A 24679-nucleotide genomic window follows, 5' to 3' on the forward strand; every position below is an offset into this window, starting at 1 on the left:
CTAATATAGCACCCAAGGCATTTAATGCACTGCAAGAATTATTTAATGATCCTATAGTTTCAGTTTTAGTTGAAATAGTAAAAGCAAAGCCTAGTTTAGTAAAAGAAGCATTGAACATATTGAAAACACTAATCCGTAATGCTAATTATGTCAAATTTGATACTGTGCAATGTTTAAAATCAGAATAACTATTTGGTAACCCTAATAATGAAATTTTATATCAAGCTACTCGAAGCTTAACTGAAATGCTAAGTGTAATGCATGAACAAGAAGCTTTAAATACATTGCAAGATCTACTAAATGATTCTAATATTTATATTAAGGCTACGGCTGTTTTAAGCTTAGATTTAATAATATTGTACCAAGTTTAACATTAGCAATATTTAGTATATTGAAAGAAGTATTAAACGATTCCAGCAACAAAGTCAAAATTGTAGTTATTTGGAGCTTAACTGAAACAGTACGTATAAATCCTAGTTTAGCCCAAGAGACATACATATTAAAATATTGAATACACTACTTAATAACCCTAGTAATTATATTGAATTCACAATCGCCAAAATCCTAGGTTGGATAATACAAATAAACCACAATGTATCACATGACGCATCTAAAATAAAAATCTATTTAGTAATTCTGACTATAGTATGAAGCTGCTTGGAATTTAATTAAAATATTAAAAGTAATGTTAGTTAATAAAGGAGGTCATAAACAATTTAATGAATTATTAAAAATAATTTACTTTAATTAAAATTGAAGCATTCCAATTTGATAAAGATTTACACACAAAGGCAAACAACATCCTACACAAAATAACCGACCATATCACTGAAGAATATAAGAAAAGTAAAAATCCTTGAAGTATATAGAATGGTTTACTACAAATTTTAACGAATTACCAAAAATAAAAGAAAATAGCCACTATTTATCCAGCAGAAATTAACACAGAACTAAGAGGGTAACTATTAAACGAATTAGCAGCCCAAGAACAATGTGATTGCTTTATTAAGAATGAAAAGCTTAAGTCTGAAGAAGAAAAACAGATATTTAAACAAGTAGTAAGCTGAAGTTTGCAAGTGAAGTAATTCAAGGTGCAAAAATAAGGTTGAAAACCAGTAATTTAAAATTACTAGATGCCTATAAAATTAAGATAGATAGCCACAATAAAACACTAAAAGCTAGTGGAACAATACAAAAAGCAGAAATCTTTAGAGAAATTGAAAGTTTAGCACAAGAAAGCCCATTATTATACGATTACTGTAATGCATTTTATTGGAATATAAAAAATATCATAAATGTTTGCTGTATTGCTGAAACTAAAATATTTAAAAATAATATTAATAAGAAAGAGAGGGTATAATAAAAATATTAGCAAAAGGTATAGATTTAATAACGCAAAGTTTCTTAATAGATATTATTAACAGATTTGGCTTGCATTATAATAAGTAGCAGCAAGGCATGAGAGAAAGCATGGAAATAAAGTAATTAGTATAAACGATATTATTCGCAATAAAATTGGAATGGAAGATTTAGACGATAACTTAAAGAAAATAGCTATCATTAAAACACAAGAACGTAGAAACGAAATAATAAATCTCTCAAAAACACCTATATCAAATTCTTATTCCACTAAATTTCGAGCTAATATAAAAGAATTAGGTAATGTAGTTAAAGAATTTGGTCTTCCTAAAGCTATAGAAAGACATGATAAGGACAATATAGCTGTGCAACTAGCTTTAAAAAGGACTCTATTTTATTTATTGAATCTTTATATACAAACCGTGATGATATATTGAATGAAAAAAACGATTTTTACGTGCAGGATGAAAAGGGTGAAAATAGTAATATTCTCTAATGTTAATCTCTTCTGACACCTAATAAATGTAAAATCAGATAAGCAGCAATTGCCACTCTTCTAAGAATCGTGTATGCTGGTTTCCACGCACACAGCTCAAACCTTGTTAGACTCAGCTATTTTGTGTGTCACCTTACTCCCATTCAATGGAGCGTTTTATTATGAACCTAATGCACATGTGATGAGTTTCTTTTGAGTCGACTCACGCTTTTCAAAATATTTCTTATATGCCGGATCATATATTGTAGTATCCTTTTTAACTTTCACATGTCTTACAATCGGTAAATATTTCATTTTGAGTCTCTTTATTCATACTCTTAGGTTTCATCTAGTGACATAGATGGTTGCCTAGTGGAAGCAACTCTTTGATACAACCTCGTGTCACACACTATTTGATTATATGGCTTTTCGGTTATTTAGGTATATGTTAAATATTGCTGAATATCATAGAAAGTACTAAAAATACAAAATTTCCTTTCATATATCCGTTAGTGTTTTATAATGGTATACAAAAATATACTGCTCCTTTAAATTTATGAGAATTATTTGAAAATAGTGAATTAGTAAAAGCTAACTGGATTAATGATTATCAGCTAATTAATGTTCATGAAATTCCTGATGAAAAATTGACAGAAAATACTTGGTCCGGAATTTTATAATTTTTTATGAAGCACATTCATACACGAGATTTGTTAAAGAGATGGTAAGAAAAGTAGCGGACTTTTTACCTATATTTGCTGAGGTTAATATAGGGATTGATTATATAGAGTTAATTTTATTCTACATTTTGACCAAACTTGATCAAAATGATATAATAGAAATAGAAAAAATACTTAAATCACAATATAATATAGCCAAAAATTTAATCAAAGCCGGTGTAAAAACTGATTTAATAGCTACCTCAACCGGATTAAAGAATGAAGAGGTTGAAAAACTTAAATAAATTACTTATACATGTATTTATTATCATTTATATTAGGAGGATTAAATACATTACTCCGTCAATTACGTTTATCAATTAGCTCTATAGAGTTTTATAAAGACGTATATAAAAACTATCAAGGGTACGGAATAAGATATGTATTTACCTTATCTTTTATCCCATCAATAATTTATTGTATTTTTATATTAAATTACATAATAACTTTAAAAGATTATTTTAACGGAATACAATCATCATCAAAAGTTACAGCCAACATTGAATATATTATCAATCAATTACCAGAAATTAAATATAATAATTCAAACATTTCAGTTGAAGAAGTAGAGCCTATATATTTATATAGCAAGAATAACAATAAAATAGTCGTCATTGATACAAAAAATCAAGTTTCTAACAAAGAAAAAAGCAAAATACCGTTTGTACTTGAAGAGAATAAGCTGAAGATAAATTTAATTGTAGCTAATACTAAGAAAAATTTCCCAAGTACTGTTAACTATTCTGAGATATTCAAGCAAAATGAAGTAATTTTAACTCCTGAAATAATAAAAAAATATTTTGCCGATAATTTATTATATGCACCAAATTTATTTATTTATTTCGGTATGCCGGCTATTATATTATTTTGGTTTGTAACATTCTTATTAGAGAGAAGTATTATAGTTTTGTTAGTATATAGCTTAGCTAATTTACTTACTACTAAAACTTCAATACAAACTTCTATAAGGCTAGTAATGTTTTCAAGCGGAGTCCCGATAATATTACAACCGGTTATTATTATATTAATACCGGAATTAAGCATATTATTACAGCTACTACAAATGTTTACAACTTGTTTAGTATTTGTCGCTATTTGGCAAATTAACAAGAACCTATCGCACTATATATAAGAAAAATCAGTTATCATATAATATGTGATTTTAAATCCTCAATTTACTAAAAAACAACCTATTATTAAAAAAATAAAAGTTTTTATTGTTAAAATGAAGCCTAAAGTTATTTATAAATTTAGGTAATTTAAATGGGTAAGGAAAAAAAGAAAGTAAGGTTTGCAGAAGAGCCACCAGTTAAGGAATTTTCACAAGATAAGGAAGCAACAGAATTAGACCTTATAAGAGGAAGAGTAATTAATATTTATGATAAAGGCGGTTACTTAAAGTTGGATCAATTGGTAATTCATGAACGAGAAGCTATTGGAGTAAAAAACGTTGAAGTAAAGAGAAATCTAAATTTCTTTCAACAAATTTTCGCTGCAGTAGGTCTTATAAAGGACACAAAAACAATCAAAGAAGAATTTACTTATACTACCAGCGATATACAAGGAATATTAAAGGATAACGGTCAATTTATTAATAATTCTGAAGAAATTAGAAAATTTGTTGATAAAAATAGAGATATTCAAATTGCAGATATTGACGGTATCGGTATTGGTAATTTAAATCATCAGGGTAAAATACAAATTAATTCAAAGTTTGGACTAAGTAATGAAAAAATTATTCTTTATAAGGATGGTCAATTAGCTGCTATTGAAAGAAAAGGTCCACTTATAAATCAAGAAGGAGCGCCTTTATACAAAGATAACTGAGTCCAAAAAGATAATAAAGTTTATCTAGTTGGAGATGCCGGAAGAAATATTGATACACCTTTTAGAGATCCCCAAACTAGAGCTAGAGATAATTGGAATAGATTAATAAAGAAATTTAAGCATATTTTAATACCGGAACATGAGTTAGGAAAATTAAACGATGCTATAGTAGATTCTGTAAGAGTTAAAGTAGTTCATCCAAATCCAAAACTTGCAGAAAGAACATCATCTTCACGAAATAGCTCAAGGTAAACAAATATGGGATGGGTATGAATTTGAAATATTACGTATGGGACCAGAGGAAAAAAATCACCAATTATTCCATGATACCTCCTCTCAAAGATTACTTGATGCTAACGGTAAAGTAGCTTCTACTATCGGTAAAGAAAGTAAAAGCATGAATAATGTTCAAGCATTTGTAATGGGAGAGGATGGAACAATTTATATGGGTACTCATAAAAATCAATATTTGCCAAATACTAGAAATCTTGTTCACGGTTCATTTTTAAGTGGAAAGCCTGCGGAAGCAGCAGGAGTTATAGGTATAAAATGATAGGGGAAAAATTGATTACCTTCGTAATAATAGCGGTCATTATCAATCTGAAGCTTTAGATATTATACCGTGCTGTAAAAAAATACAAGAAACTATGCCCGGTGCTTTAGATAAAAATTGTCAAATTGATATTCAAGGGTATTCACGAATACTTGTTACTGATTTTGTAAAAAATATGGAAACCAAAGTAGGTTTCGGAAAAAATGCTAAGACTCATCTAAGAGAGGAAAGAATAAAAATTATCAAGCTAATTTAAAAAATATTGTTGCTTCTTCAAAACCTAAAGCTAGAAATAGAACAACAAACAGAGGGCGTGGATAATAAAATAATTAACTATTTATAATTAAATGTCATTCCTACGAAAGCAGGAATCCAGCTAAATTTCATACTCCAGCATTGTTGCATGGATTGGTAAAACCCACTATGTCACCCAGTTCTCTTGATCACTGGGACCATAAAAATAATTTAAAGTACTAATATTTTGGGTCCCGCTACAAGCTTGCGGGGTAATGACAAAGCAATTTTGGATTCCCGCTTCTAGCTAGGAATGACATCGAAGGTATTTTTTGCACCATGCAACAACGTTCCTATGTAATGTTAGGTTAATCACTTATTTATAATATTCTCTCTTTCTTTTTTACTTCTACTAGTGTTTCTACACAATTAAATTTTAGTTTATATTAACAAGCTAATTTTTTATTAAATAATATAATTATATACTTGACTAAATTACTTGGGTATTGTAGATATAAAACAATTTTAAGTTTTAATAGGTTGGTTATATGATGCTGACGACGAAAGGAAGATATGCCGTAATGGCAATACTTGAAATGGCTTCAAAATCAAGTGCCGAACCGGTCACTTTGAATGAAATGTCCGTAAAACAAAATATATCGCTTAACTATTTAGAGCAGATATTTTCTAAACTTAAAAACGCTGATCTAGTTAAGGCTATTAGAGGATCGAAAGGTGGGTGTATATTTTAATAGGTAACCTAGAAGAAATAAAAATTTCCGATATTATGGACGCCGTTAACGAAAATTTTATAATGACTACCTGCTATAAGAAGTCAGTTAAAACTTGCGTGCCTGATACAATAAAATGTAATTCGCATAAATTATGGCAAGGTTTTGGTAAGCATATTAGAGATTATTTTGAAAATATCTCAATTAAAGATGCTTTAAACTCAAATTTAAATATATGATATATTTAGACCATAATGCTACTACTTTTATCGACCCTAGAGTTAAGGAATTCATAATAAGTTTAATGGACAAGGAGCTTAACCCTTCATCAGCACATAGTTCAGGTAGATTTGCTAAGAATCTCATAGAAACGGCACGCGCACAAATAGCGGCGGCTCTTGGTATAACCTTATCACCTAGAGAATATGGTATTACTTTTACTTCATCAGGGACTGAAGGTAATAATTTAATAATGAAAAATTTTTATGACGGCGATATTTTTATTTCAGCTATTGAACATTTATCGATCTATAACCATATAGACTACGCTCCAAATATTAAAGTTATAAGAGTTAATACGCAAGGGCTAGTTGATTTAGAACATTTAGAAGAGTTGTTAGCTCAAAGTAATACTAGTAAAAAACTAGTTTCCGTAATAATGGCTAATAATGAGAGCGGAGTTTTACAAGATATACCTGAGATAGGTAAAATAACTAAAAAATATGAGGCAAAATTTCATAGCGATTTAGTGCAAGGTTTTGGCAGAATACCAATAAATATCAAAGCATTAGGATTAGATTTTGCTACAATTTCAGGGCATAAAATAGGAGGGGGGCAGGGTGGTGCTGCTTTAATTTCTAGCTCTAATTTTCAAGTTACTCCAATGATTATAGGAGGAGGGCAGGAAAAATCAGTACGCTCAGGCACTGAAAATGTTTTAGCAATTGCAGGATTTGGTTTAGCTTCTGCATTGAGGACAGACAATATCTCAGAAAATTATATAAAAATCAAAAAGTTACAAGAAAATTTAGAGAAAAAATTAAAAAAATATCCTAATGTAAATATTGTTAGTAATAACGTAGCTAGGTTGCCTAATACTACCTTAATTACTATACCAAATACGGATGCACAAGCGAAATTAATCGGGTTTGATTTACATAATATTTGCGTAAGTTCCGGTTCTGCTTGTTCATCGGGAAAAATATCTAAATCGTATGTATTAACCAATATGGGTGTAGGGGAAGAAGAAGCAAAATCTTCGATTAGGATATCTTTAAGCCATACTAATACGGTAAGTGATATAGAGGCTTTTATAGAGGCTTTTGAGGCGATTTACGATGTCATTTCTAGCTAAAAGCGACGTTGTTGCACGGCTCCGTTTATATGTCATTCCCGCTTCCGCGGGAATGACATCGATGACTGTTTAAACTATACCAAAACATGAATTAATTTAACCATATGAACTCACAATTAAACAATTTAACCTTACCTATATATATGGATTATCAGGCGACAACTCCAATAGATCCAAGAGTAATGGAGGCAATGTTGCCTTATTTTACTACCAAGTTCGGCAATCCTCATTCACGCAGCCATTCTTTCGGTTGGGAGGCAGAAAACGCCGTTGAAGAGGCAAGGAGTATGGTAGCAAAGTTAATAGGAGCCGATACTAAAGAAATTATTTTCACTTCCGGTGCAACTGAGTCTAACAACCTTGCAATAAAGGGAATAGCAAAATTTTACAGCAATAAAAAGAATCATATTATTACCGTAGTCAGTGAACATAAATGCGTACTTGATGCTTGCAGGCATTTAGAGCAAGAAGGTATAAAAATCACATACTTACCGATTAAGCCGAATGGAATAATCGATTTAGAAACTCTAAAAAATGCCATTACCGATCAGACTATGTTAGTTTCAGTTATGGTGGTTAATAATGAAATAGGTGTTGTTCAGCCTTTAAAGGAAATCGGGAAAATTTGCCGTGAAAAGGGCGTTTTTTTTCATTCCGATATTGCTCAAGGTTTTGGTAAAATTCCAATTGATGTTAACGAGTTTAATATTGATCTTGCCAGTATCTCAGGGCATAAAATTTACGGTCCGAAAGGAATAGGGGCATTATATGTAAGGAAAAAACCTCGTGTGCGTGTTACACCGCTCATAAACGGTGGCGGGCAGGAGAGAGGTATGCGTTCAGGTACGCTACCGACTCCTTTAATCGTAGGGCTTGGCATGGCTGCTGAAATAGCGTATAGTGAGATGGAAAAAGATACTAAGCACGTAAATTACTTATTCGACAGATTTTTAAATAATATACATAAGCGAATTTCAGAAGTTTATTTAAACGGCGATAAAAATCAAAGATATAAAGGTAATTTAAATTTAAGCTTTGCCGGAGTTGAAGGAGAATCAATTATCCTTGCCATTAAAGATTTAGCGGTTTCCTCCGGTTCTGCTTGTACTTCTGCCTCTTTAGAGCCATCATATGTTTTACGTTCTATGGGAATCGGTGAAGAGCTTGCCCATACTGCAATTAGATTCAGCATAGGTAGATTTACTACCGAGCAGGAAGTTGACTACGCAGTAAATTTAATATGCTCAAAAATCGATAAACTAAGGGAATTAAGTCCTCTTTGGGAAATGATGCAAGAGGGAATTGATTTGAAAAAGATTAAATGGGCTGTACATTGAGAATATCGTCATTGCGAGCAGCCGTAGGCTGCGTGGCAATCTTGTCAAATATCCTGAGATTGCTTCGTCAAAACTTGCAGTTTTCCCTCGCAATGACGTCTCAGGTATTCACGCAAGTATAACATACAAAACCAAATTTTAGAGAATAACAATGGCTTATAGCAAAAAAGTGATAGATCATTATGAAAATCCTCGTAATGTTGGATCGCTTGATAAAGAAAATAAAAATGTTGGTACAGGACTAGTTGGAGCTCCCGCTTGCGGTGACGTTATGAAGTTACAAATCGCAGTTGATGATGACGGGATTATTACAGATGCTAAATTTAAAACATTCGGCTGCGGTTCAGCGATTGCTTCAAGTTCTTTAGTAACGGAGTGGGTTAAAGGAAGATCGGTAGAAGATGCAGAGACTATTAAAAATACCGAAATAGCAAAAGAATTGTCACTTCCACCGGTAAAATTACATTGCTCATTACTTGCTGAAGATGCAATAAAAGCAGCTATAGCAGATTACAAACAGAAAAAAGAAAGCAAAAAAGACTCTTAAAATATGAAAAATGTTATTTCATTAACCGATTCTGCTGCAAAGCAAGTAAAATTGCTAATAGAAAAACGCACCAAGCCTACCTTTGGTATTAGGGTAGGGGTTAAGTCAGGCGGTTGTGCCGGTCAGACTTATTACGTGGAATATGCCGATAGTAAAAATCAATTCGATGAAGTAGTTGAAGAAAAGGGCGTACGGATACTAATCGACCCAAAGGCATTAATGTATATTCTAGGTTCTAAAATGGACTATTTAGAGACTAAATTCAAATCCCAATTCACTTTCACCAATCCCAACGAAAAAGCTAATTGCGGCTGTGGCAAATCTTTTAGCGTGTCACACTTTAAAATCAATAAAGGTTTTAAAAGTTTATAATAAAATATTCTCTTATCCTTCACCTAATATTGAAAGCTTACGAAAAAACTAGAGAAAAGAATTGATTTCTTTTTGGGTAATATGATGTTTTCAAACTTTTTTTCTGATTCGGCATTGTGGATGTTTTTAATCTTATCCAAATTTCACCAAGAACGGTTTATATTATTTAATAAAATGAGCATGGAATCAAAATAATTCAGAGTACGAATATTCGGTTTATAATATTAAAGTTAATGGTTTAGAATTTGCTGAATATGTTTTAAATGTCAGTAATATTAAAAGTTTGGATTCTGATAAAAAAATTGCCGTTGTTGGAGGAAATCTTAAATTTAATAATCAAGGCGTCCCTTTCTCTATTATTGCAGAGAAGGTAGAAAATATAGGTTTTGATTTAAGAGCAGCCTCTACTTTTCAAGAGATATTCACAAAAATGTTTTCATACTTTTGTTTTTCTATGAAAATATATAATTTGAAAAATAGTCATATTGTAGGAGGAAAAGATACTAGTGGGCATTATGAATATGTTAATAATACAAACACAACCGGACATTTAGACAAGTTTCAGGATAATGAAATTGTATGCTATGAAAACCCTAATGGTAATTGTTTTTAGGTAATGAGTCGGATATATTAGGTCAATTGATGGATTCATGATAGGGGAGATTACAAATCCCACCTGGTTAATTACCCACTATGTATTATTCTATAAGCTATGATATAAAAAGTAATTTGTATGACTCAAGCATGTATATTAAAACCGGATACGAAAGGAAGAATAACACTTGGTAAATTAGCTAAAGGAGTAAGTAGCTTTCACGTTATTGTTAATAGTAAAAAAGGACAAATTATTTTAGAACCCTATACGAAAATACCTTTAAAGAAAGTTGGCTATTTAATCACAAAAAGGCTTTAACGCAATTAAATAACGGTATTAAAGATTCCGTAAAGGGCAAGTTAAATTTATAGAAGATTTCAGTAAATATTTAGATGATGACTTTTAAAATTCTTTTTACTATTCAAGCTAGTAAAGATTTGGAAGAACTCGAAAATAATAAAGGATTAGAAAAACGTTTAAAAGCAGTAAAAAACACTGGCATATCTACAGGCAAATCCTCGTCATCCTAGTTTAAATACCCATAAACAGGAGTACCATAATTTTGTGAAATTTTTGATAAAGCATCTCCTGATTTCGCTGTATAAACTTTAGCGGTGTGATTTGTGGCATATTAACTCCTAAGATTATTTTTGATAGCTTAAAAAATATCAATCTTTTGTTTAGAAATCAAGAGTAAAATAATTATAGTAGTTTTAACTATTGCTAAAAATCATTATTTCAGCTATTTTAAAGCTGTTTCTTTAAATTAGATTAATATGTCACAAAAATTAGGTTTCTGGGCGGTTTTTGCCTTAGTAACCGGCAGTCAAATCGGTACTAGCGTTTTTATATTGCCGTTAAGTTTAGCACCGTTCGGTATATACAGCATTTTGGGCTGGGTACTTTCATTATTCGGTGCTATGAGTATAGCACTTGTATTTTCTACCCTTTGTGCAAAATTTCCTAAAACAGGAGGTCCGCACGTTTATGTACGGGAAAATTTCGGGGATAAAATAGCTTTTTTCACCGGTTGGACTTACTGGGTTATATCCTTTGTCAGTACAAGTATAGTAGTCATTTCGGCAATAGGTTATCTAACGCCTTTTTTTAAATCACAAGCAATTTTAGACTTAATATTACAGATCATATTATTGGGTGCTATTATGGTTTTAAATTTAAAAGGTCCTGAAGTAGTAGGAAAAGCAGAGTTTTATTTAACTCTCTTAAAATTTGTTCCATTACTTGTAGTAGGTTTATGTGCTTTATCACATTTTAATATAGATAATATAACTATTGCCGAGGAAGTAGAGAATTTAAGCATTCCGAGCATTATGGGAAGAGTTGCACTTCTTACTTTTTGGGGATTTATCGGCGTAGAATGTGCAACTACCACGGCAGGTGCGGTAAAAGATCCAGCAAAAACCATTCCACGAGCCATAATAGTTGGAACTTTTTGCGTAGCAGTGTTATATATTATTAATAGCATAGGTATAATGGGCTTAATCCCTGCTTCTGAACTTATTAGTGCTAAAGCTCCTTATGCCGATGCCGCTTCATTATTATTCGGAGGTAAATGGTCAAGCGTAATTACGGTTATAGCATCGATTATATGTATAGGTACACTTAATGCTTGGGTGCTAACTAGCGGACAGATAGCTCTTGGGCTTGCAGAAGACGGTTTATTACCGAAATTTTTTGCTAAGAAAAATAGCAATAACGCTCCAACTCACGGAATTATTGTAAGCTGCCTTGGCATTGTGCCGTTATTAGTCTTTACGGTAAATGATAATTTTGCCAAACAGATTACACAAATAATAGATTTTTCGGCAATAACATTCTTATTCATCTATTTAATTTGTAGCTTAGCTTTCTTAAAGGTGATTTTTAGCTCAAAAAAAAATTTTTCTTATTATTATTTACTTATAGCTATAATATCGATTATCTTTTGTGCATGGGTTATCTATGAAACGCCTGTTAAAACTCTGATTATAGCTAGTTCTTTTACTATCTTTGGTATTCCTTTGTATTATGGATGGTATAAATGTCATTCCAGTCTATGAGCGTTGCCTAGCTGGATGCTGAGCCGTTATTGCGAGCGACTGCAAGGAGCGTGGCAATCCAGAAAAAATAATAAAAAAATTCTGTAAATCAGAATTTTTTAACTGGATTGCTTCATCAATTACTTAAGTAATTTCTTCGCAATGACGGTTCAGTCTCCAAGCGGGCAAGAGCACGACATAAGAGATATAAACATGACAAAAATTCGCATTAATCTGCTTAGAAATTTATTCACAGAATATGATATAGACGGTTATATAATTCCGTCTAACGATAAATATATGAGTGAATATGTTCCAAGCTATGCAAAGAGACTTGAATATATAACAGGTTTTACTGGTTCAAACGGTATAGCTATTATATATAAAGATACAGCATTATTCTTTACCGATGGACGTTATTTAGAGCAAGCAAATAAAGAGCTGGATTTAGAGCTTTTTAAGCTTTTTGACTTAAAAGATATATCTAAGTTTAGTAAAGATGCAAAAATAGGATACGATTCTGAATTATTTACTTATCCCACTATATCAAATTTAAAGTTCAATTTTCAGAAGATTAATGGAAATTTAGTTGATAAGATTTGGCAAAATCAGCCGCTAGAGCCAAACTCTAAAGTTTATTTGCATGATATTAAGTTTGCGGGCGTTAGTCATACTGATAAAATAAGTAAATGTCGTGAAATTTTTTTGGATTCCCGCTTTTGCAGGAATGACACCGAGCAATCTGCCTTAGTCATTCTCGATAGCTCCTCCATATGTTGGTTACTAAATTTGCGGGCTAGTGACGTTGCTTATACGCCTTTAATGTTTGCAAAAGTTATACTCACTTCTACACAATTATATTTGTTTATAAATCCTACAAGAATCGATGCCGAAATTATTAATGCTCGTCCTGAAATAACGATTTTGCCGGAAGAAGAATTTGAAAATATTTTAAGAGATAGCGAGAATAAACATCTTTCCAAATGCAGCACCGCAGCGTACACGAGCGTACGTGAGGATGCGAGTATCGGATCGATGTCTAAATTACCTCTAGAAGTGAAGTTTGGGAAGATGTCTAATATTTTTATTGATGATACTATAGCATCTGTTCATATAATGGACTTAGTAGCTGATAAAAAAGTACAAAAAATTACCGATCCATGCTTAATGCTTAAAGCTTGTAAGAACGATGTAGAAATTAAGCATGCAATCGATTCGCATATTAAAGATGCAGTAGCTTTATGTGAATTTTTTGCTGATTTTTCTCAATGTCATCCCCGTGAAAACGGGGATCCAGAAAAACATAATATGGATTCCCGCCTTCGCGGGAATGACATAGGGAATAACAAATTGACCGAGTATTCACTCGGTTTAAAGCTTACAGAGCAACGAGCTAAACAAGAGGGATATGTTTCGGATAGTTTTCCTGCTATTTGCGGATTTCAGGAAAATAGTGCTATTATTCATTATAGAGCTGACCAAAAAACTGCTAAAAAAATTGAAGGGCATGGGATATTGCTGATAGATTCCGGCGGTCAGTATCAAGGTGCTACTACCGATATAACTAGAACAATAGTAATAGGTACGCCGACAGATGAGCAGAAAAAGCGTTATACGCAAGTACTTAAAGGACATATTGCTTTAGCTAAAGCCAAATTCCCAAAAAATATCATCGCAGGAGCTAATCTTGATATACTCGCTCGGCAATATTTATGGCAAGAAATGCTAGATTATCCACACGGTACAGGGCATGGGGTAGGGAGCTTCTTAAGTGTTCACGAAGGACCACAAAGTATAAATCTTCGTAATAAAACAATACTTAAAGCAGGTATGATCTTATCTAATGAACCGGGTTTTTATATTCCTGGAAAATATGGTATTAGAATTGAGAATTTGATGTATGTAAAAGAAAATAATGGATGGCTTGAGTTTGAGACCTTAAGCCTAGTGCCTTATGCTAGTAAATTGACTGATATGAAACTACTTAATATTGATGAAATAAACTATATCAAGGAATATTATAACAAAATTAGAGCTAAAATTTATGATTTATTATCCACGCAAGCGAGGAATTGGCTTAATAATGAGATAAATTTATTTTTACAATCATTATTGTAATTGACGTTTCCGCTATTTATTGGTATAAAGTCTATACATATTGGGACGTCGCCAAGTGGTAAGGCAACGGTTTTTGGTATCGTCATCCGGAGGTTCGAATCCTCCCGTCCCAGCCATTCGTCAATTTTCAATATTTTTACAATCCCTGAACATATAGCAATACTATATTTTAAGAATTAAGTAATTGCTCTATAATCTATATTATGGAAAATAAAAGTTAATTTAGTGGTGGTGCATTCGATTGGATTTGAACCAACGACCTTTGCCTTCGGAGGGCAACGCTCTATCCAGCTGAGCTACGAATGCAAATATTGCAAGCGAACGTAGACCTTGTTGCATGGCTCAAGAAATTTGCTCTGGATTCCGTGAATAAACCGGAGGACAGGGGCAGAATTGATCGACGCAACAATGCCTTCACGCAATAACTATTAATAAGAGCGATCCAAAATAAATTTAATAATCGAAAACAAATAGTCTTTATAAATATTCTGAACCGGAATTTTATTTAATAACTTACTTGCTTTATTTTCTAAGTTACTCAAATAATTAACTGTTTCATTGTAAATTTCATGCTTTACCATTAAGTCATGTATTTTTACAAAGTCATCTTTAGTATGCTTATCACATTTAATTATATTTTCGAGCCAAAGCTGCTTATCTTGCTCTAACTTATTATATAAAAAAATCAGCGGTAACGTAACTTTTCCTTCTAAGAAATCATCGCCAATATTTTTGCCTACCTGTTTATCATTACCCAAATAATCAAGCAAGTCATCTATAACCTGAAATATCGTACCGAGTAATTTCCCAAAGTCCTGCATATCTTTAGAAATATGGTCTACCTGCTCTGTTATAATAGCTCCAACTTCACAAGCAGCTCCAAATAGTTCGGCGGTTTTAGATTTAACTATTTGCTGATATTCGTCTATAGTTATAATACGTCGCTCATTTAACTTCACTAGCTGTACTACCTCCCCTTCGGAAATAATTGCTGAAGCTTTAGCTAGAACATTCATAGCTTTAATAGAGTCGGAAGCTACCATTAACTTAAAAGACTGACTAAAGAGGAAATCACCCACTAAAATACTTGTTTTACTTCCCCAAATAACGTTAGCCGTAGGTTTGAATCTTCTTAAAGTGCTGTCGTCTACCACATCATCATGAAGCAATGTGGCAGTGTGAATGAATTCAACGGCACTTGCAAGCTTTATATGATTATCGCCTTTATAATCAAACATTTTAGCAGTTATTATAGTTAAAAGCGGACGAATTCTTTTACCTCCTGCTTCTAGTAAATATTTACCGACCTTTTCTATTAACTCTTCATCACTTTTTAAACAGCTAATTATTAAATTGTTTAACTTAGTTACTTCATCTTTTAAATCTTGCTGTATTTTTACTATAATATTCATGGTATTTTTATAAATTTTCCCGTCATTGCGAGAAGAAATTGAAAATTTTGACGCAGCAATCTCGTGCCAAAATCCTGAGATTGCCACGCTCCTTTCAGTCGCTCGCAATGATGATTAACGAAGTTCATCGAGTATACATTCCTCTAATATTTTTTGATTAACATTAGGAATTAACTCCATAATTTTTTCTTTTACATTTTCACCGGGTTGCACTTTTTTTACTGCTGCTTGATATAAAGATAAATAATATAAAGGTATAAGTTTATTTATATCATCTATATTACCTATTTTAGCTTTGTTTAAATCGGACAAATCAAACATATACTCAATGCTAGCATCAATTAAATTAGATGAATTCGGGTGATCGGAAATAGTTTTTAAAAATGATTTCAAAGCATTCCCGTATACTTCCTTACTCTCTTCCGAAAAATTTTTAAAATCCCCTACTCCGTGTATATATGCACTTAAAACATCTATTATTCTAGAGTAATCATTAATTACTATCGTACCTTTACTGTAAGAATCTTTAAGAGCATTTACTATAGTTTCATTTGTTATATTAAATCCCGATGCGTTTGAATAGAGACTTAAAGCATTTATCTGTGCTCTAGTTAATTTGTTTAATTCAGTCACTAAATTAATATTTAAATTAAAATTATATTCCCTATCTTCAAAAATACTAAAATTATATTGTTTATTATTATTTAAAATATAGCTTAGTTCATTATTAAAATCTTTATATAGCTTGTTATCAGAAAGTTTAAATAAATAGGTTTGCTTATCGTAATATTTCTTTATAAGTTCTAATGAACCTATTATAAAACCAGGTTTTAGCTTAAATTGCGAATCTACCAAAAGATCAATATTATTATTGCCGAAATCGTTTAACTTACCTTTATATAATAAATTAATATTATTTTCAAAGTTATTACTATTGATTTTTGCATTAGTAACTTCAATTGTTAAATCTTTAGCAATATCTTTAAAATACACACTACTAGTACTAATCAAGAAATTACCGGAAAATTTGAAATTATTATTCCAAGCGGGTCTATATAATAATAAGCCGGCAGGTATTATTCTATCTTCAAGGTTACTTTGTACTATTTCGGTTTCATAATAAATTTCTAATTTTTGTGGTATGTTATCAAGGAAATCCTGTTTACTTGTATAATACTTACTTTTGTCAAATAACATAGTAAGTATAGTATGATCTTCTTCATATAATTTTTGATTATCGACTAAGTCAAAAATTTCTGTTTTACCGGAAGTAAATTTAATATTTTCTATTAAATTTATAACTTCAAATAAATCTTTTTTAAATCGTACTATTTCAAATAATTTAAAATTTAACGGTATTTTTGTTGATAATATACAGTTCTCATTATAAAATCTTACTCCAAAGCCTCTTTGAACCGGCTTAAATTTTCCGAATGCTTCTCCGGAAAAATGTATAAATAATTTCTGCTTAAGTAAATCATAACCGATATTTATCGGTGTGGTAAATTCAGTTGCTCTATTAATACTCTCTTCTTGCCAATTAATTACTGAAATACCTAATTTGAAAGGAAAACCATATGGCTGAACTTTAGAAAACTTAATAAGATATTGCTGATTAGGATTATTATAAGCCTCTTCTATATTAAGTATATTAAGGTTGGTACCGGCATATTTTTGATTTATAGAGTGTGATAAAGAGAACATAATAGTAAACCACAGCCCACTATATGCGAGTATAATAAAGATAGTTATAAATAATATTATTTTAAGAATTTTTTTCATCTTTAAATCGGTATTATAGTGTGATTTTCTGTTGTTGTATGGATAAGTTTTTTCATCATTGCAAGGAAAAATTGAAAATTTTGACGAAGCAATCTCAGGAGTTTGTTATTGTTTCGTGAGATTGCCACGTAGTCTACGACTGCTCGCAATGACTGGGTGGTATCCACGCAACAATGCCCGCTCGCAATGACGTTTACTTACACAGCTCTATATATTCCTTATTCAATTTTATAACGTTCCAAATCCATAAACTCATCATAACTATAAAAGTTACTAATAAATATATTATAATAGAATCAAAGGTAGCAGTCGGAATAATAATAAATATCAAAGACTGTATAAATGCTCCAAGCGATTTACCGAATTTAGTACCTATTACCTCTACTGCAGCTTTTCCCTTAGTTCTAAGCTCTAAAGATAAAGGAATATACGTCATTTCTTTTGTTGAATCGAATAATGAATATTTGGACGATTTACTCAGTATGTTCTGAATTGCTCCAACAATAATCGCTGCATATAGAAGATTAAAATCACCGAAACATGCTCCTATTTCTTCAATAAAAATTATAAAGATAAAAAATATCAAGCCGGTAATAGACAACATAATAGGAGTTAATAATGCAGAAATGAGCCAACCGAGTCTTCTAAGAATATTACTGCCTATTATCATGAAAGTAACGCATGATATCCCCATCCAAATATTAAACCTGCCCATAAAGTTAACATAGTCTATAGTGTTTGGATGTAATTCTTTTATTTTTGCTTTCCAAGGTCCTTCAACTATATTTATTAATAATCCATAACAGATTATTAATAAGGCAATACGACCTATATATTTTGAGTGAATTACTAATTTGATACTTTCAATTACCGAAAGTTTTGTTTTCATTTTAGCTGTAACTTTTTTTGCATTTAAAACATTTATGGAATCTGTTAAAATAAATCTATTTATTATTCTAAATAGAAGCATAGCAATTATTCCTGCAGTAACAATAATTGACATGATTGGCTGAAGCATTATAGCATTTCCGGCAGATGAATTAAAAGAATCCGGTAATAATTCTGAATCAATGACGTCCTGTCCGCTTGAGAAAAAGACAAGTACGCTGCCTGCTATTATAAGACCGATATTACCAACCATTCCAAGAATGGGATAGAATCTTTTAGCTTTAGAAGTATCAAAAATGTGATTGGCAAACTGCCAAAACATTAAGTTTATGACTACTGCACTCCATAATTCTGCGAAAATATACATCAGTGCATAACTCCATTGACTACCTATTTTAATAAACCATTTAAAATTAGGGTATGAAGCAATTAAGTTATTTATCATTTCATCATTAGGATGATAAATATCTTGATTTGGATAAATAATATAGGCAAATAATAAGAAAAATAGTAAAAAACTGCCGACTATAATGTAGAAAATATATTCAAAATTTAATTTATTACTAAGCTTAACATAAAGTATGGTAAAAATTACGCACGAGGGTAATACTAACCATAATTTTAAGAAGCTAATAATTTCAGCCCCCATAGAGGGTACTACTAAACTATCTTTGATAGATCTTAAAGCCCCAAAGTTAAAAAGGATACATAACATCATTAAAGCCATATATATAAATAGCTTTAATTCTTTCCTTTCTATAGGCCACATTATTTCTTTAACTTTTCCAAAGAAAATTTTAGGCGGTAACATTTTTATTGTAACCTTACATATTAAAGTTAATTTTTAAATCTCTTAAGTGCTAAAGTCAATTAAAATAATTAATCTATACTAATATCGCCAGTAATATTTTGTGATCTTATCTAAATTTGTCCTGATTTGTCTTCCATAATTCCTGCTTATCGGGTAGTCCATGGCTTAGGTCCTGCATAGTGTAAAATGAAATAAGAAAAATAAGGGCTTTGAGTCTCAAAATCAAGATATAATATAGAATCTAGATGAGGAAAGATTTGATCAAAATATAGCCTATACGTTATTGAACTAGGTCAATTTTGATATATTTCATGGAAGCTAATTTTTCTATTGATTCTTGACTTAACGGGGTCATTAGAATTCATAACAATATGAAATCTATAGAAATTATCTAAGTCACTATCCTTGTGTGTTCTACAATAGTGTGCAAAACTATATAGATTATATAGAGCTAATTTTGTCCTACACCTTGAATAAGATTAGGGAAAATGATAAAATAGAAATAGAAAAAATGCTTAAATCGCATTTAAACCCTGCATGCAGTTGATCTTTGTCTATCAATTCTTCATTTACTCGAAGTATATAAATTCATGTTAAATAACTCTCGTTTATGTATTATTTGGTTGTTTGGGCTTATTAGCGGTTTTAATCTAATGATTACCGGTAATACTTTAAATTATTGGCTTGCTAAAGAAGATATAGCACTGCAAACAATCGGTATATTATCATTCATAACGTTTCCCTACTCTATTAATTTCTTGTTAGCACCGATTTTTGATGCAGTGCAAATTAAATATTTAAACAAAATATTCGGTCATAGATTATCTTGGATTTGCTTAACTAGTAGCGCATTGATATTTCTTATATATATTTTCAGTTTTCTAGATCCTAGTACTAATCTATTATTATTTGCTTTCACGGCTTTAATTATTTCTTTTTTTAGTGCTGCACAAGATACTATATTAAGTGCTTTAAGAACGGAAATAGTACCTAAAGAATCTCTTGGGTTTACTTCAGGAATATATATATTCGGTTATCGGGTTGGTATGCTTTTAGCCGGTTCCGGAGCTATTTATTTATCTATTTATTTAACATTTAATGAAATATATAAAATCTTTGCCGGTTTAGTATTTATTTATTTAATTTTATTGATTGTAGGAATTAAGTATTGTTATTTAAACGAGAATATACATATACAGATAATCAAGAATGATATAAAAAATAATCACAATAAAAAAAACATAATAAATTTTATATATAATGCGTTAAAACCTATAGGTTCTGTTTATTTCATTATTCTTATATTAATTTTCCTAGTATTATATAGATTAACGGATAACTTAATTAATGTTATGATTAATCCGTTTTTGCTGCATCTTGAGTATGATGCTTTTGAAATAGCAAGCGTTGGAAAGTTTTGGGGAGTTGTAGGAGCTATAATCGGTGGACTTATCGGTGGTGTTATTATGAAACATAAAAATATATTAAATAGTATATTTTTATTTGGTATTATTCATGCTTTAGGACATATTTTATTTATTTTTCTTGAAATAAACGGTAAAAGTTCTTTATTATTATTTATTACGATAGGAATAGCAAGTATTACCGGCGGTATGACGATGACTGCTTATATCGCTTTTATTTCTTCACTCTGTCAAGGTAAATTTCGAGCTACTCAATATTCTTTTCTTTCATCGATGATGGGGATTTCGCGCTCAATTTTTCCTATAATTTCAGGCTATATGGTAGTAAATTTCGGTTGGCAAAATTTCTTTTTATTTACTACTATTATAACTATTCCATCTTTATTAATATTATTAAAAATAAAAACTAAATTACAATAATGAATGATATAAAGTATAATATTTTTAATACCGTATACCCAAGTATTTTTATATTAAATCAAAGTGCAAAAAAATATCGTTGCTTCAAAAAAGCTCTACCTAGTGTAATTGTTGCTTCGATATGTTATAATATAACTTATACATATATAATCGTTTTCAATCATGATTTCTTCTTTATTTTTATGATTTGGTATATAGCAATCCCTCTTTTCATAATTGGATTTATTTTTTTAATTTGTATGGAATATAATACTTGGAATCAATCATATTTTAATTTAACAATATAGAACCTTAGCCTATTTCTATGTGGAAACAAATTTTAGTTTCTATATTGTGAATCAATATTATCTATATTAAACCCATATATAATATTAAATATAATTAATAAAATAGGAGCAGTAACAATTTGGAGCATAGCTCTAGTATATATCGGACTTGATAAGTTCAATAAAATGGCTATTTAAATGAATAATGATATATTAAGTGCTTTTTTACATGGCATCGTTTTAGCTCCCGGTTTAATAGTGCCGCTCGGAGTACAGAATATTTTTATATTCAATCAAGGAGCAAAACAGCCAAAGTTTAGCAAAGCTTTACCTAGCATAATTGCAGCCTCAATATGTGATACTATGCTTATATGTATGGCAGTTCTTGGGATATCTTTGTTAATTCTTGAAATTTCTTGGTTAAAATTATCTATATTTATTGTTGGATTTATTTTCTTAATTTATATGGGATATAATACTTGGAATCAGCCGCCTATTGATCTTACAATGAATTCCGGGGCTTTTTCAGCTAAAAAACAAATTTTACTTGCTATATCGGTGTCAATATTAAATCCGCATGCAATTATGGATACGATTATAGTAATAGGTACTAGTGCTTTAAAGTATAGCGGTATTGCAAAAATTATATTTACCTTAACTTGCATACTTATATCTTGGATATGGTTTTTTTCTTTAGCAGTTGCAGGTTATAATATCAGAAAGCTAAATAAAAGTAGTACGATTTTAACTATAATTAATAAAATAGCTGCTATTATTATTGGGGCAGTTGCTTTTTATATTGGAGTACAAATATTGTATGAAATCGGTTTTATTAACTAGACATATTGAAGAAAATAATGAAACTATAAAGGAAATAAGTAAATATAATTTAGATTTACGTGATATTCATTGTCCTTTAATTAAATATAAAACTCTAGATTTTAATATCAATATTTTAGATAATTACTCGAATATAATAATAACTAGTAAATATGCGGCAAGTATCTTAACCGGTCATAACTTAAAACAAGATATTTGGGTAGTAGGTAATAAGTCAAAACGATTATTAGGCAAAAAAGTAATGTATACTGCTAAAAACGTGGAAGATTTGATTAAGCGTTTTCCTCCTGATTTATATGAGCAGACTATATATTTATCTTCAAATGAAATTACTAAAGATTTACCTAGCAAAATAGCTAGACATATCATTTATGATGTAGAATATTTGAATGAGCTGCCCGTATCTATTATAAAAGAATTTAAAAATAATATTGATTTTATATTACTTTATTCTCAAAATAGTGCTAGGACTTTAGTAAAATTATTACTTCAAAATAATTTATTAGAGTACTTACAAGATAGTTTAGTTGTAGCCATAAGTTTGAAAGTCGCAAATATAGTTAGACCTTTTATAAAAAATGTGGTTTATTGTGATGATCAAAACCTTAACGATATAATCAAGTTATTATCTGAAAATGCACAAATTCAATAGTTTATTTAAAAGCAAAAACATCTTTTTTATAGCAATAGTAATATTTGTCTTATCTTCTTTTACTCTTTATCATAATAGATCCGATATTTTAAAACTGTTTAAAATTGAAAATAAGGATTTAAGCAAAATTCCTGATCAAGTATTAGAAAATAAAGACAATACTACCCTGGAAGAAAAGGAAGCAGCTCCTCTATTATCTACCGAGCCGCTTTTAAATTACGTAAGTTCTTTAAAGTTTCCTGAAGCACCGACTAATTTAGTAGAACCAAAATTAGAAACTGTAGTCAATTCAGCCTCATTCGGATACAAGGAACAAGGAGCAAAGCCTATAACTAATAGGAGAGCGACGAGTGACGAGGTAGGCGGATGGGTATCACTTGACTATATTAATTACTTATTAAATGTAAATCTATTAATATATAATTTCATGCAAGATAAGGATTATAGTAAAGAACTAAGAATAGTAAAATCCCGCCTGCTGTCTCAAGATATAAGGAATATTTTAAATAACTTAGAAGCATATAATAATTATCTTTTTTCTAAATCAAGTAGTACGGAAGTAATTTTCCCTACCAACCATAAGTGGCTGGAGAAGTTTATCAAAATTGAAAAAAAAACTTCTGCTATGATGATAAAAGAACAAGATAAAGCTCTAATTTTAGAGAACTTAAACTATCTAATCAATTTTCTTTATTCAGAAAAATTTATGCAGGAGTTTGTAAATAAAGATGTTTAGGTTATTATTAATATGTGCTACTTTTTTACTGCTTTATTTCGGATTTACTTTTATAGAGAGCTTTGATTCAAAAGTTTTTATTAGTTTATATGATTATAATATTGAGACTACTTTGTTCTTTAGTCTTATTTTAGGGCTTTTATTACTAATCTCTTGTTTTATTGTCATTAGATTTCTAATATTAATTATCGATTTACCATCTAAAATACGTAATATTTTTAGTAAACGAAAAATTAATCATGATAGATATGCTTTAATTTTAGCTTTTGCCGAATATATTATGAATAATAAAGCTAAATCTGCTTCTATTGCTCGCAAAAATTTATCTTCTGAAGCTTTAAAAGATTCACAAGAATTCCATAATTTAATCTTAGCTGTAACTGAAGAGGATGTAGATAGAAAAATTTCCTATTTTCAAAAACTTGTTACATCTAAAGAATTTGTTTTTTACGGTAGCAAAAATCTAGCAAAACTTTATTATGATAAATCTTTGTATGAGAAAGCAGAAAATTACGCAACAAAGGCTTATAATTTCAATGAACTTGATATTGACAATTTAATTACTTTAATGCGTTGTTATGCTAGGCTTTCTCTATGGACGAAATTTATTTTTATAACGAATAAGCTCGCAAAATTTCATAAACATGAGTCTATGCCGGAAATTGCTGAGTATTATTTATTAGCAGCGAAGCAAGAAGTAGAAAGGAATAATACGGCTAATGCTATAGATTATTTGGCAACGGCTGTAGATTTAAATTTTTATAACGACGAATTACTAGAATTTTACTTTAATTTAAATAAATAAGCTTAATGTTAATAAAAAGATCAAAATATTAAAAGATGCTTTTCGTATTATCTTATCTCATCTTTAAAATTAGTGCAGTTATTTAAAAAATTTACTTCTCTATCAGATAGGCAAATTTACGAAGAATTAACTAAAGAGTTAGATGCTAAAAAAGATGAAATATTAATTTTGGCAATAGAAGCTTATTTAGAATTGTAGACGTTGTGATATGGATTCTTTTATGTCATTCCCACGTGGATATAGCAAATCGTCATTGCGTGCGAGCAACCGTAGACTGCGTGGCAATCCGGAAAAATAAAAAAAATTCTGATTTACAGAATTTTTAACTGGATTGCTTAGTCAATTGCTACGCAATCTCCTCGCAATGACGACTTTGGTACCTA

24 protein-coding genes, 2 tRNA genes and 6 pseudogenes are annotated in these 24679 nt (G+C 30.4%); 25 read left to right on the top strand and 7 right to left on the bottom strand.

Annotated elements, in window-relative coordinates; translation table 11 throughout:
* The 4 genes and pseudogenes from AB4K15_RS05255 to AB4K15_RS05270 all read left to right on the top strand — a co-directional run.
* Nucleotides 1-188: pseudogene (locus AB4K15_RS05255) on the top strand (hypothetical protein); the annotation flags it as partial.
* Nucleotides 189-245: 57 nt separating this feature from the next.
* Nucleotides 246-371, top strand: coding sequence for a hypothetical protein (locus tag AB4K15_RS05260; RefSeq protein ID WP_500224900.1), 126 nt, complete (start codon nucleotides 246-248; stop codon nucleotides 369-371).
* A gap of 734 nt (nucleotides 372-1105) precedes the next feature.
* On the top strand, nucleotides 1106-1360 hold the full coding sequence (locus AB4K15_RS05265; protein ID WP_500224902.1) for a hypothetical protein: 255 nt from the start codon (nucleotides 1106-1108) through the stop codon (nucleotides 1358-1360).
* Between the two features lie 160 nt (nucleotides 1361-1520).
* Nucleotides 1521-1796, top strand: a complete 276-nt coding sequence (locus AB4K15_RS05270; protein ID WP_500224904.1) for a hypothetical protein — start codon at nucleotides 1521-1523, stop codon at nucleotides 1794-1796.
* A 218-nt stretch (nucleotides 1797-2014) separates the two neighbouring features.
* Here the strand turns inward: AB4K15_RS05270 and AB4K15_RS05275 are convergent, their stop codons facing one another.
* Nucleotides 2015-2149 carry a hypothetical protein gene (locus AB4K15_RS05275; RefSeq protein ID WP_500224907.1) on the bottom strand — a complete coding sequence of 45 codons (135 nt, stop codon included), beginning with the start codon at nucleotides 2147-2149 and terminating at the stop codon, nucleotides 2015-2017.
* Between the two features lie 406 nt (nucleotides 2150-2555).
* On the opposite strand from AB4K15_RS05275, the gene AB4K15_RS05280 reads away from it, so the two are divergent.
* The 13 genes and pseudogenes from AB4K15_RS05280 (at nucleotide 2556) to AB4K15_RS05340 (ending at nucleotide 10633) form a co-directional block, all read left to right on the top strand.
* Entirely contained in the window at nucleotides 2556-2798 is a 243-nt protein-coding gene (locus AB4K15_RS05280; RefSeq protein WP_053081804.1) for a hypothetical protein, read from the top strand.
* An 11-nt stretch (nucleotides 2799-2809) separates the two neighbouring features.
* Complete coding sequence (locus AB4K15_RS05285; protein ID WP_032073419.1) at nucleotides 2810-3685, top strand: DUF1189 family protein; 876 nt, start codon at nucleotides 2810-2812, stop codon at nucleotides 3683-3685.
* Between the two features lie 131 nt (nucleotides 3686-3816).
* A complete protein-coding gene (locus tag AB4K15_RS05290) occupies nucleotides 3817-4380 on the top strand; it encodes a hypothetical protein (RefSeq protein WP_500224909.1) in 564 nt (187 codons plus the stop codon).
* Between the two features lie 211 nt (nucleotides 4381-4591).
* A complete protein-coding gene (locus tag AB4K15_RS05295; RefSeq protein WP_500224911.1) occupies nucleotides 4592-4933 on the top strand; it encodes a hypothetical protein in 342 nt (113 codons plus the stop codon).
* A gap of 94 nt (nucleotides 4934-5027) precedes the next feature.
* Nucleotides 5028-5254, top strand: a pseudogene (locus tag AB4K15_RS05300) (hypothetical protein).
* A 461-nt stretch (nucleotides 5255-5715) separates the two neighbouring features.
* Nucleotides 5716-6137, top strand: a pseudogene (locus AB4K15_RS05305) (Fe-S cluster assembly transcription factor).
* Complete coding sequence (locus tag AB4K15_RS05310) at nucleotides 6134-7252, top strand: cysteine desulfurase family protein (protein ID WP_032073418.1); 1119 nt, start codon at nucleotides 6134-6136, stop codon at nucleotides 7250-7252. Before AB4K15_RS05305 ends, AB4K15_RS05310 begins: the two are co-directional and overlap by 4 nt.
* A 104-nt stretch (nucleotides 7253-7356) precedes the next feature.
* A complete protein-coding gene (locus tag AB4K15_RS05315) occupies nucleotides 7357-8589 on the top strand; it encodes an IscS subfamily cysteine desulfurase (RefSeq protein ID WP_032073417.1) in 1233 nt (410 codons plus the stop codon).
* 151 nt (nucleotides 8590-8740) lie between these two features.
* A complete protein-coding gene (gene iscU, locus AB4K15_RS05320; RefSeq protein ID WP_010977348.1) occupies nucleotides 8741-9136 on the top strand; it encodes a Fe-S cluster assembly scaffold IscU in 396 nt (131 codons plus the stop codon).
* Between the two features lie 3 nt (nucleotides 9137-9139).
* Nucleotides 9140-9508, top strand: coding sequence for a HesB/IscA family protein (locus AB4K15_RS05325; protein ID WP_032073416.1), 369 nt, complete (start codon nucleotides 9140-9142; stop codon nucleotides 9506-9508).
* 283 nt (nucleotides 9509-9791) lie between these two features.
* Nucleotides 9792-10121, top strand: a complete 330-nt coding sequence (locus AB4K15_RS05330) for a hypothetical protein (RefSeq protein ID WP_032073415.1) — start codon at nucleotides 9792-9794, stop codon at nucleotides 10119-10121.
* Between the two features lie 120 nt (nucleotides 10122-10241).
* Nucleotides 10242-10421 carry a hypothetical protein gene (locus AB4K15_RS05335; protein ID WP_500224916.1) on the top strand — a complete coding sequence of 60 codons (180 nt, stop codon included), beginning with the start codon at nucleotides 10242-10244 and terminating at the stop codon, nucleotides 10419-10421.
* Nucleotides 10422-10495: 74 nt separating this feature from the next.
* The gene (locus AB4K15_RS05340; protein ID WP_500225048.1) at nucleotides 10496-10633 is read left to right on the top strand and encodes a hypothetical protein; all 138 of its coding nucleotides are present in this window, start codon (nucleotides 10496-10498) and stop codon (nucleotides 10631-10633) included.
* A gap of 14 nt (nucleotides 10634-10647) precedes the next feature.
* On the opposite strand, the pseudogene AB4K15_RS05345 reads toward AB4K15_RS05340, so the two are convergent.
* Nucleotides 10648-10725 (bottom strand): annotated as a pseudogene (locus AB4K15_RS05345) (LysM peptidoglycan-binding domain-containing protein); the annotation flags it as partial.
* A gap of 154 nt (nucleotides 10726-10879) precedes the next feature.
* Here AB4K15_RS05345 and AB4K15_RS05350 point away from each other — a divergent pair.
* The 3 genes from AB4K15_RS05350 to AB4K15_RS05360 all read left to right on the top strand — a co-directional run bounded on the left by AB4K15_RS05350 (nucleotide 10880) and on the right by AB4K15_RS05360 (nucleotide 14376).
* Complete coding sequence (locus tag AB4K15_RS05350) at nucleotides 10880-12163, top strand: amino acid permease (RefSeq protein WP_032073414.1); 1284 nt, start codon at nucleotides 10880-10882, stop codon at nucleotides 12161-12163.
* A 192-nt stretch (nucleotides 12164-12355) separates the two neighbouring features.
* Nucleotides 12356-14260, top strand: coding sequence for a M24 family metallopeptidase (locus tag AB4K15_RS05355; RefSeq protein ID WP_032073439.1), 1905 nt, complete (start codon nucleotides 12356-12358; stop codon nucleotides 14258-14260).
* A 41-nt stretch (nucleotides 14261-14301) separates the two neighbouring features.
* Nucleotides 14302-14376 (top strand) — tRNA-Gln (locus AB4K15_RS05360).
* A gap of 113 nt (nucleotides 14377-14489) precedes the next feature.
* Here AB4K15_RS05360 and AB4K15_RS05365 read toward each other — a convergent pair.
* The 5 genes and pseudogenes from AB4K15_RS05365 to AB4K15_RS05385 form a co-directional block, all read right to left on the bottom strand.
* Nucleotides 14490-14566, bottom strand: a tRNA-Arg gene (locus AB4K15_RS05365).
* Between the two features lie 122 nt (nucleotides 14567-14688).
* Nucleotides 14689-15672 (bottom strand): polyprenyl synthetase family protein, encoded by a 984-nt coding sequence (locus AB4K15_RS05370; RefSeq protein WP_032073413.1) that lies wholly within the window; start codon nucleotides 15670-15672, stop codon nucleotides 14689-14691.
* A 114-nt stretch (nucleotides 15673-15786) separates the two neighbouring features.
* Complete coding sequence (locus AB4K15_RS05375) at nucleotides 15787-17454, bottom strand: hypothetical protein (RefSeq protein ID WP_500224918.1); 1668 nt, start codon at nucleotides 17452-17454, stop codon at nucleotides 15787-15789.
* Nucleotides 17455-17647: 193 nt separating this feature from the next.
* Nucleotides 17648-19153 carry a nucleotide exchange transporter Tlc3 gene (gene tlc3 / locus AB4K15_RS05380; protein WP_032073410.1) on the bottom strand — a complete coding sequence of 502 codons (1506 nt, stop codon included), beginning with the start codon at nucleotides 19151-19153 and terminating at the stop codon, nucleotides 17648-17650.
* A gap of 78 nt (nucleotides 19154-19231) precedes the next feature.
* A pseudogene (locus AB4K15_RS05385) lies at nucleotides 19232-19374 on the bottom strand (lipopolysaccharide 1,2-glucosyltransferase); the annotation flags it as partial.
* A gap of 369 nt (nucleotides 19375-19743) precedes the next feature.
* On the opposite strand from AB4K15_RS05385, the gene AB4K15_RS05390 reads away from it, so the two are divergent.
* The 5 genes and pseudogenes from AB4K15_RS05390 (at nucleotide 19744) to AB4K15_RS05410 (ending at nucleotide 24494) form a co-directional block, all read left to right on the top strand.
* On the top strand, nucleotides 19744-20997 hold the full coding sequence (locus AB4K15_RS05390; RefSeq protein ID WP_032073409.1) for an AmpG family muropeptide MFS transporter: 1254 nt from the start codon (nucleotides 19744-19746) through the stop codon (nucleotides 20995-20997).
* A gap of 464 nt (nucleotides 20998-21461) precedes the next feature.
* Complete coding sequence (locus AB4K15_RS05395) at nucleotides 21462-22103, top strand: LysE/ArgO family amino acid transporter (protein ID WP_032073408.1); 642 nt, start codon at nucleotides 21462-21464, stop codon at nucleotides 22101-22103.
* Nucleotides 22081-22755 (top strand): uroporphyrinogen-III synthase, encoded by a 675-nt coding sequence (locus tag AB4K15_RS05400; RefSeq protein WP_032073407.1) that lies wholly within the window; start codon nucleotides 22081-22083, stop codon nucleotides 22753-22755. Before AB4K15_RS05395 ends, AB4K15_RS05400 begins: the two co-directional genes overlap by 23 nt.
* Nucleotides 22739-23491 (top strand): palindromic element RPE2 domain-containing protein, encoded by a 753-nt coding sequence (locus tag AB4K15_RS05405; RefSeq protein WP_032073406.1) that lies wholly within the window; start codon nucleotides 22739-22741, stop codon nucleotides 23489-23491. The genes AB4K15_RS05400 and AB4K15_RS05405 overlap by 17 nt, the downstream gene beginning before the upstream one ends.
* A pseudogene (locus tag AB4K15_RS05410) lies at nucleotides 23484-24494 on the top strand (tetratricopeptide repeat protein). The gene AB4K15_RS05405 and the pseudogene AB4K15_RS05410 overlap by 8 nt, the downstream one beginning before the upstream one ends.
* Nucleotides 24495-24679: the final 185 nt, after the last annotated feature.

The sequence above is a fragment of the Rickettsia aeschlimannii genome (assembly GCF_047973405.1).
GTDB classification, from domain to species: Bacteria; Pseudomonadota; Alphaproteobacteria; order Rickettsiales; family Rickettsiaceae; genus Rickettsia; species Rickettsia rickettsii.

Bases quoted from the DNA above. Each gene is read 5' to 3' on its own strand.
- AB4K15_RS05260 (WP_500224900.1), top strand. From the start codon at position 246: ATGCTAAGTGTAATGCATGAACAAGAAGCTTTAAATACATTGCAAGAT.
- AB4K15_RS05270 (WP_500224904.1), top strand. From the start codon at position 1,521: ATGGAAGATTTAGACGATAACTTAAAGAAAATAGCTATCATTAAAACA.
- AB4K15_RS05275 (WP_500224907.1), bottom strand. From the start codon at position 2,149: ATGAAATATTTACCGATTGTAAGACATGTGAAAGTTAAAAAGGATACT.
- AB4K15_RS05280 (WP_053081804.1), top strand. From the start codon at position 2,556: ATGGTAAGAAAAGTAGCGGACTTTTTACCTATATTTGCTGAGGTTAAT.
- AB4K15_RS05285 (WP_032073419.1), top strand. From the start codon at position 2,810: ATGTATTTATTATCATTTATATTAGGAGGATTAAATACATTACTCCGT.
- AB4K15_RS05290 (WP_500224909.1), top strand. From the start codon at position 3,817: ATGGGTAAGGAAAAAAAGAAAGTAAGGTTTGCAGAAGAGCCACCAGTT.
- AB4K15_RS05310 (WP_032073418.1), top strand. From the start codon at position 6,134: ATGATATATTTAGACCATAATGCTACTACTTTTATCGACCCTAGAGTT.
- AB4K15_RS05315 (WP_032073417.1), top strand. From the start codon at position 7,357: ATGAACTCACAATTAAACAATTTAACCTTACCTATATATATGGATTAT.
- iscU (WP_010977348.1), top strand. From the start codon at position 8,741: ATGGCTTATAGCAAAAAAGTGATAGATCATTATGAAAATCCTCGTAAT.
- AB4K15_RS05325 (WP_032073416.1), top strand. From the start codon at position 9,140: ATGAAAAATGTTATTTCATTAACCGATTCTGCTGCAAAGCAAGTAAAA.
- AB4K15_RS05335 (WP_500224916.1), top strand. From the start codon at position 10,242: ATGACTCAAGCATGTATATTAAAACCGGATACGAAAGGAAGAATAACA.
- AB4K15_RS05340 (WP_500225048.1), top strand. From the start codon at position 10,496: ATGATGACTTTTAAAATTCTTTTTACTATTCAAGCTAGTAAAGATTTG.
- AB4K15_RS05350 (WP_032073414.1), top strand. From the start codon at position 10,880: ATGTCACAAAAATTAGGTTTCTGGGCGGTTTTTGCCTTAGTAACCGGC.
- AB4K15_RS05355 (WP_032073439.1), top strand. From the start codon at position 12,356: ATGACAAAAATTCGCATTAATCTGCTTAGAAATTTATTCACAGAATAT.
- AB4K15_RS05370 (WP_032073413.1), bottom strand. From the start codon at position 15,672: ATGAATATTATAGTAAAAATACAGCAAGATTTAAAAGATGAAGTAACT.
- AB4K15_RS05375 (WP_500224918.1), bottom strand. From the start codon at position 17,454: ATGAAAAAAATTCTTAAAATAATATTATTTATAACTATCTTTATTATA.
- tlc3 (WP_032073410.1), bottom strand. From the start codon at position 19,153: ATGTTACCGCCTAAAATTTTCTTTGGAAAAGTTAAAGAAATAATGTGG.
- AB4K15_RS05390 (WP_032073409.1), top strand. From the start codon at position 19,744: ATGTTAAATAACTCTCGTTTATGTATTATTTGGTTGTTTGGGCTTATT.
- AB4K15_RS05395 (WP_032073408.1), top strand. From the start codon at position 21,462: ATGAATAATGATATATTAAGTGCTTTTTTACATGGCATCGTTTTAGCT.
- AB4K15_RS05400 (WP_032073407.1), top strand. From the start codon at position 22,081: ATGAAATCGGTTTTATTAACTAGACATATTGAAGAAAATAATGAAACT.
- AB4K15_RS05405 (WP_032073406.1), top strand. From the start codon at position 22,739: ATGCACAAATTCAATAGTTTATTTAAAAGCAAAAACATCTTTTTTATA.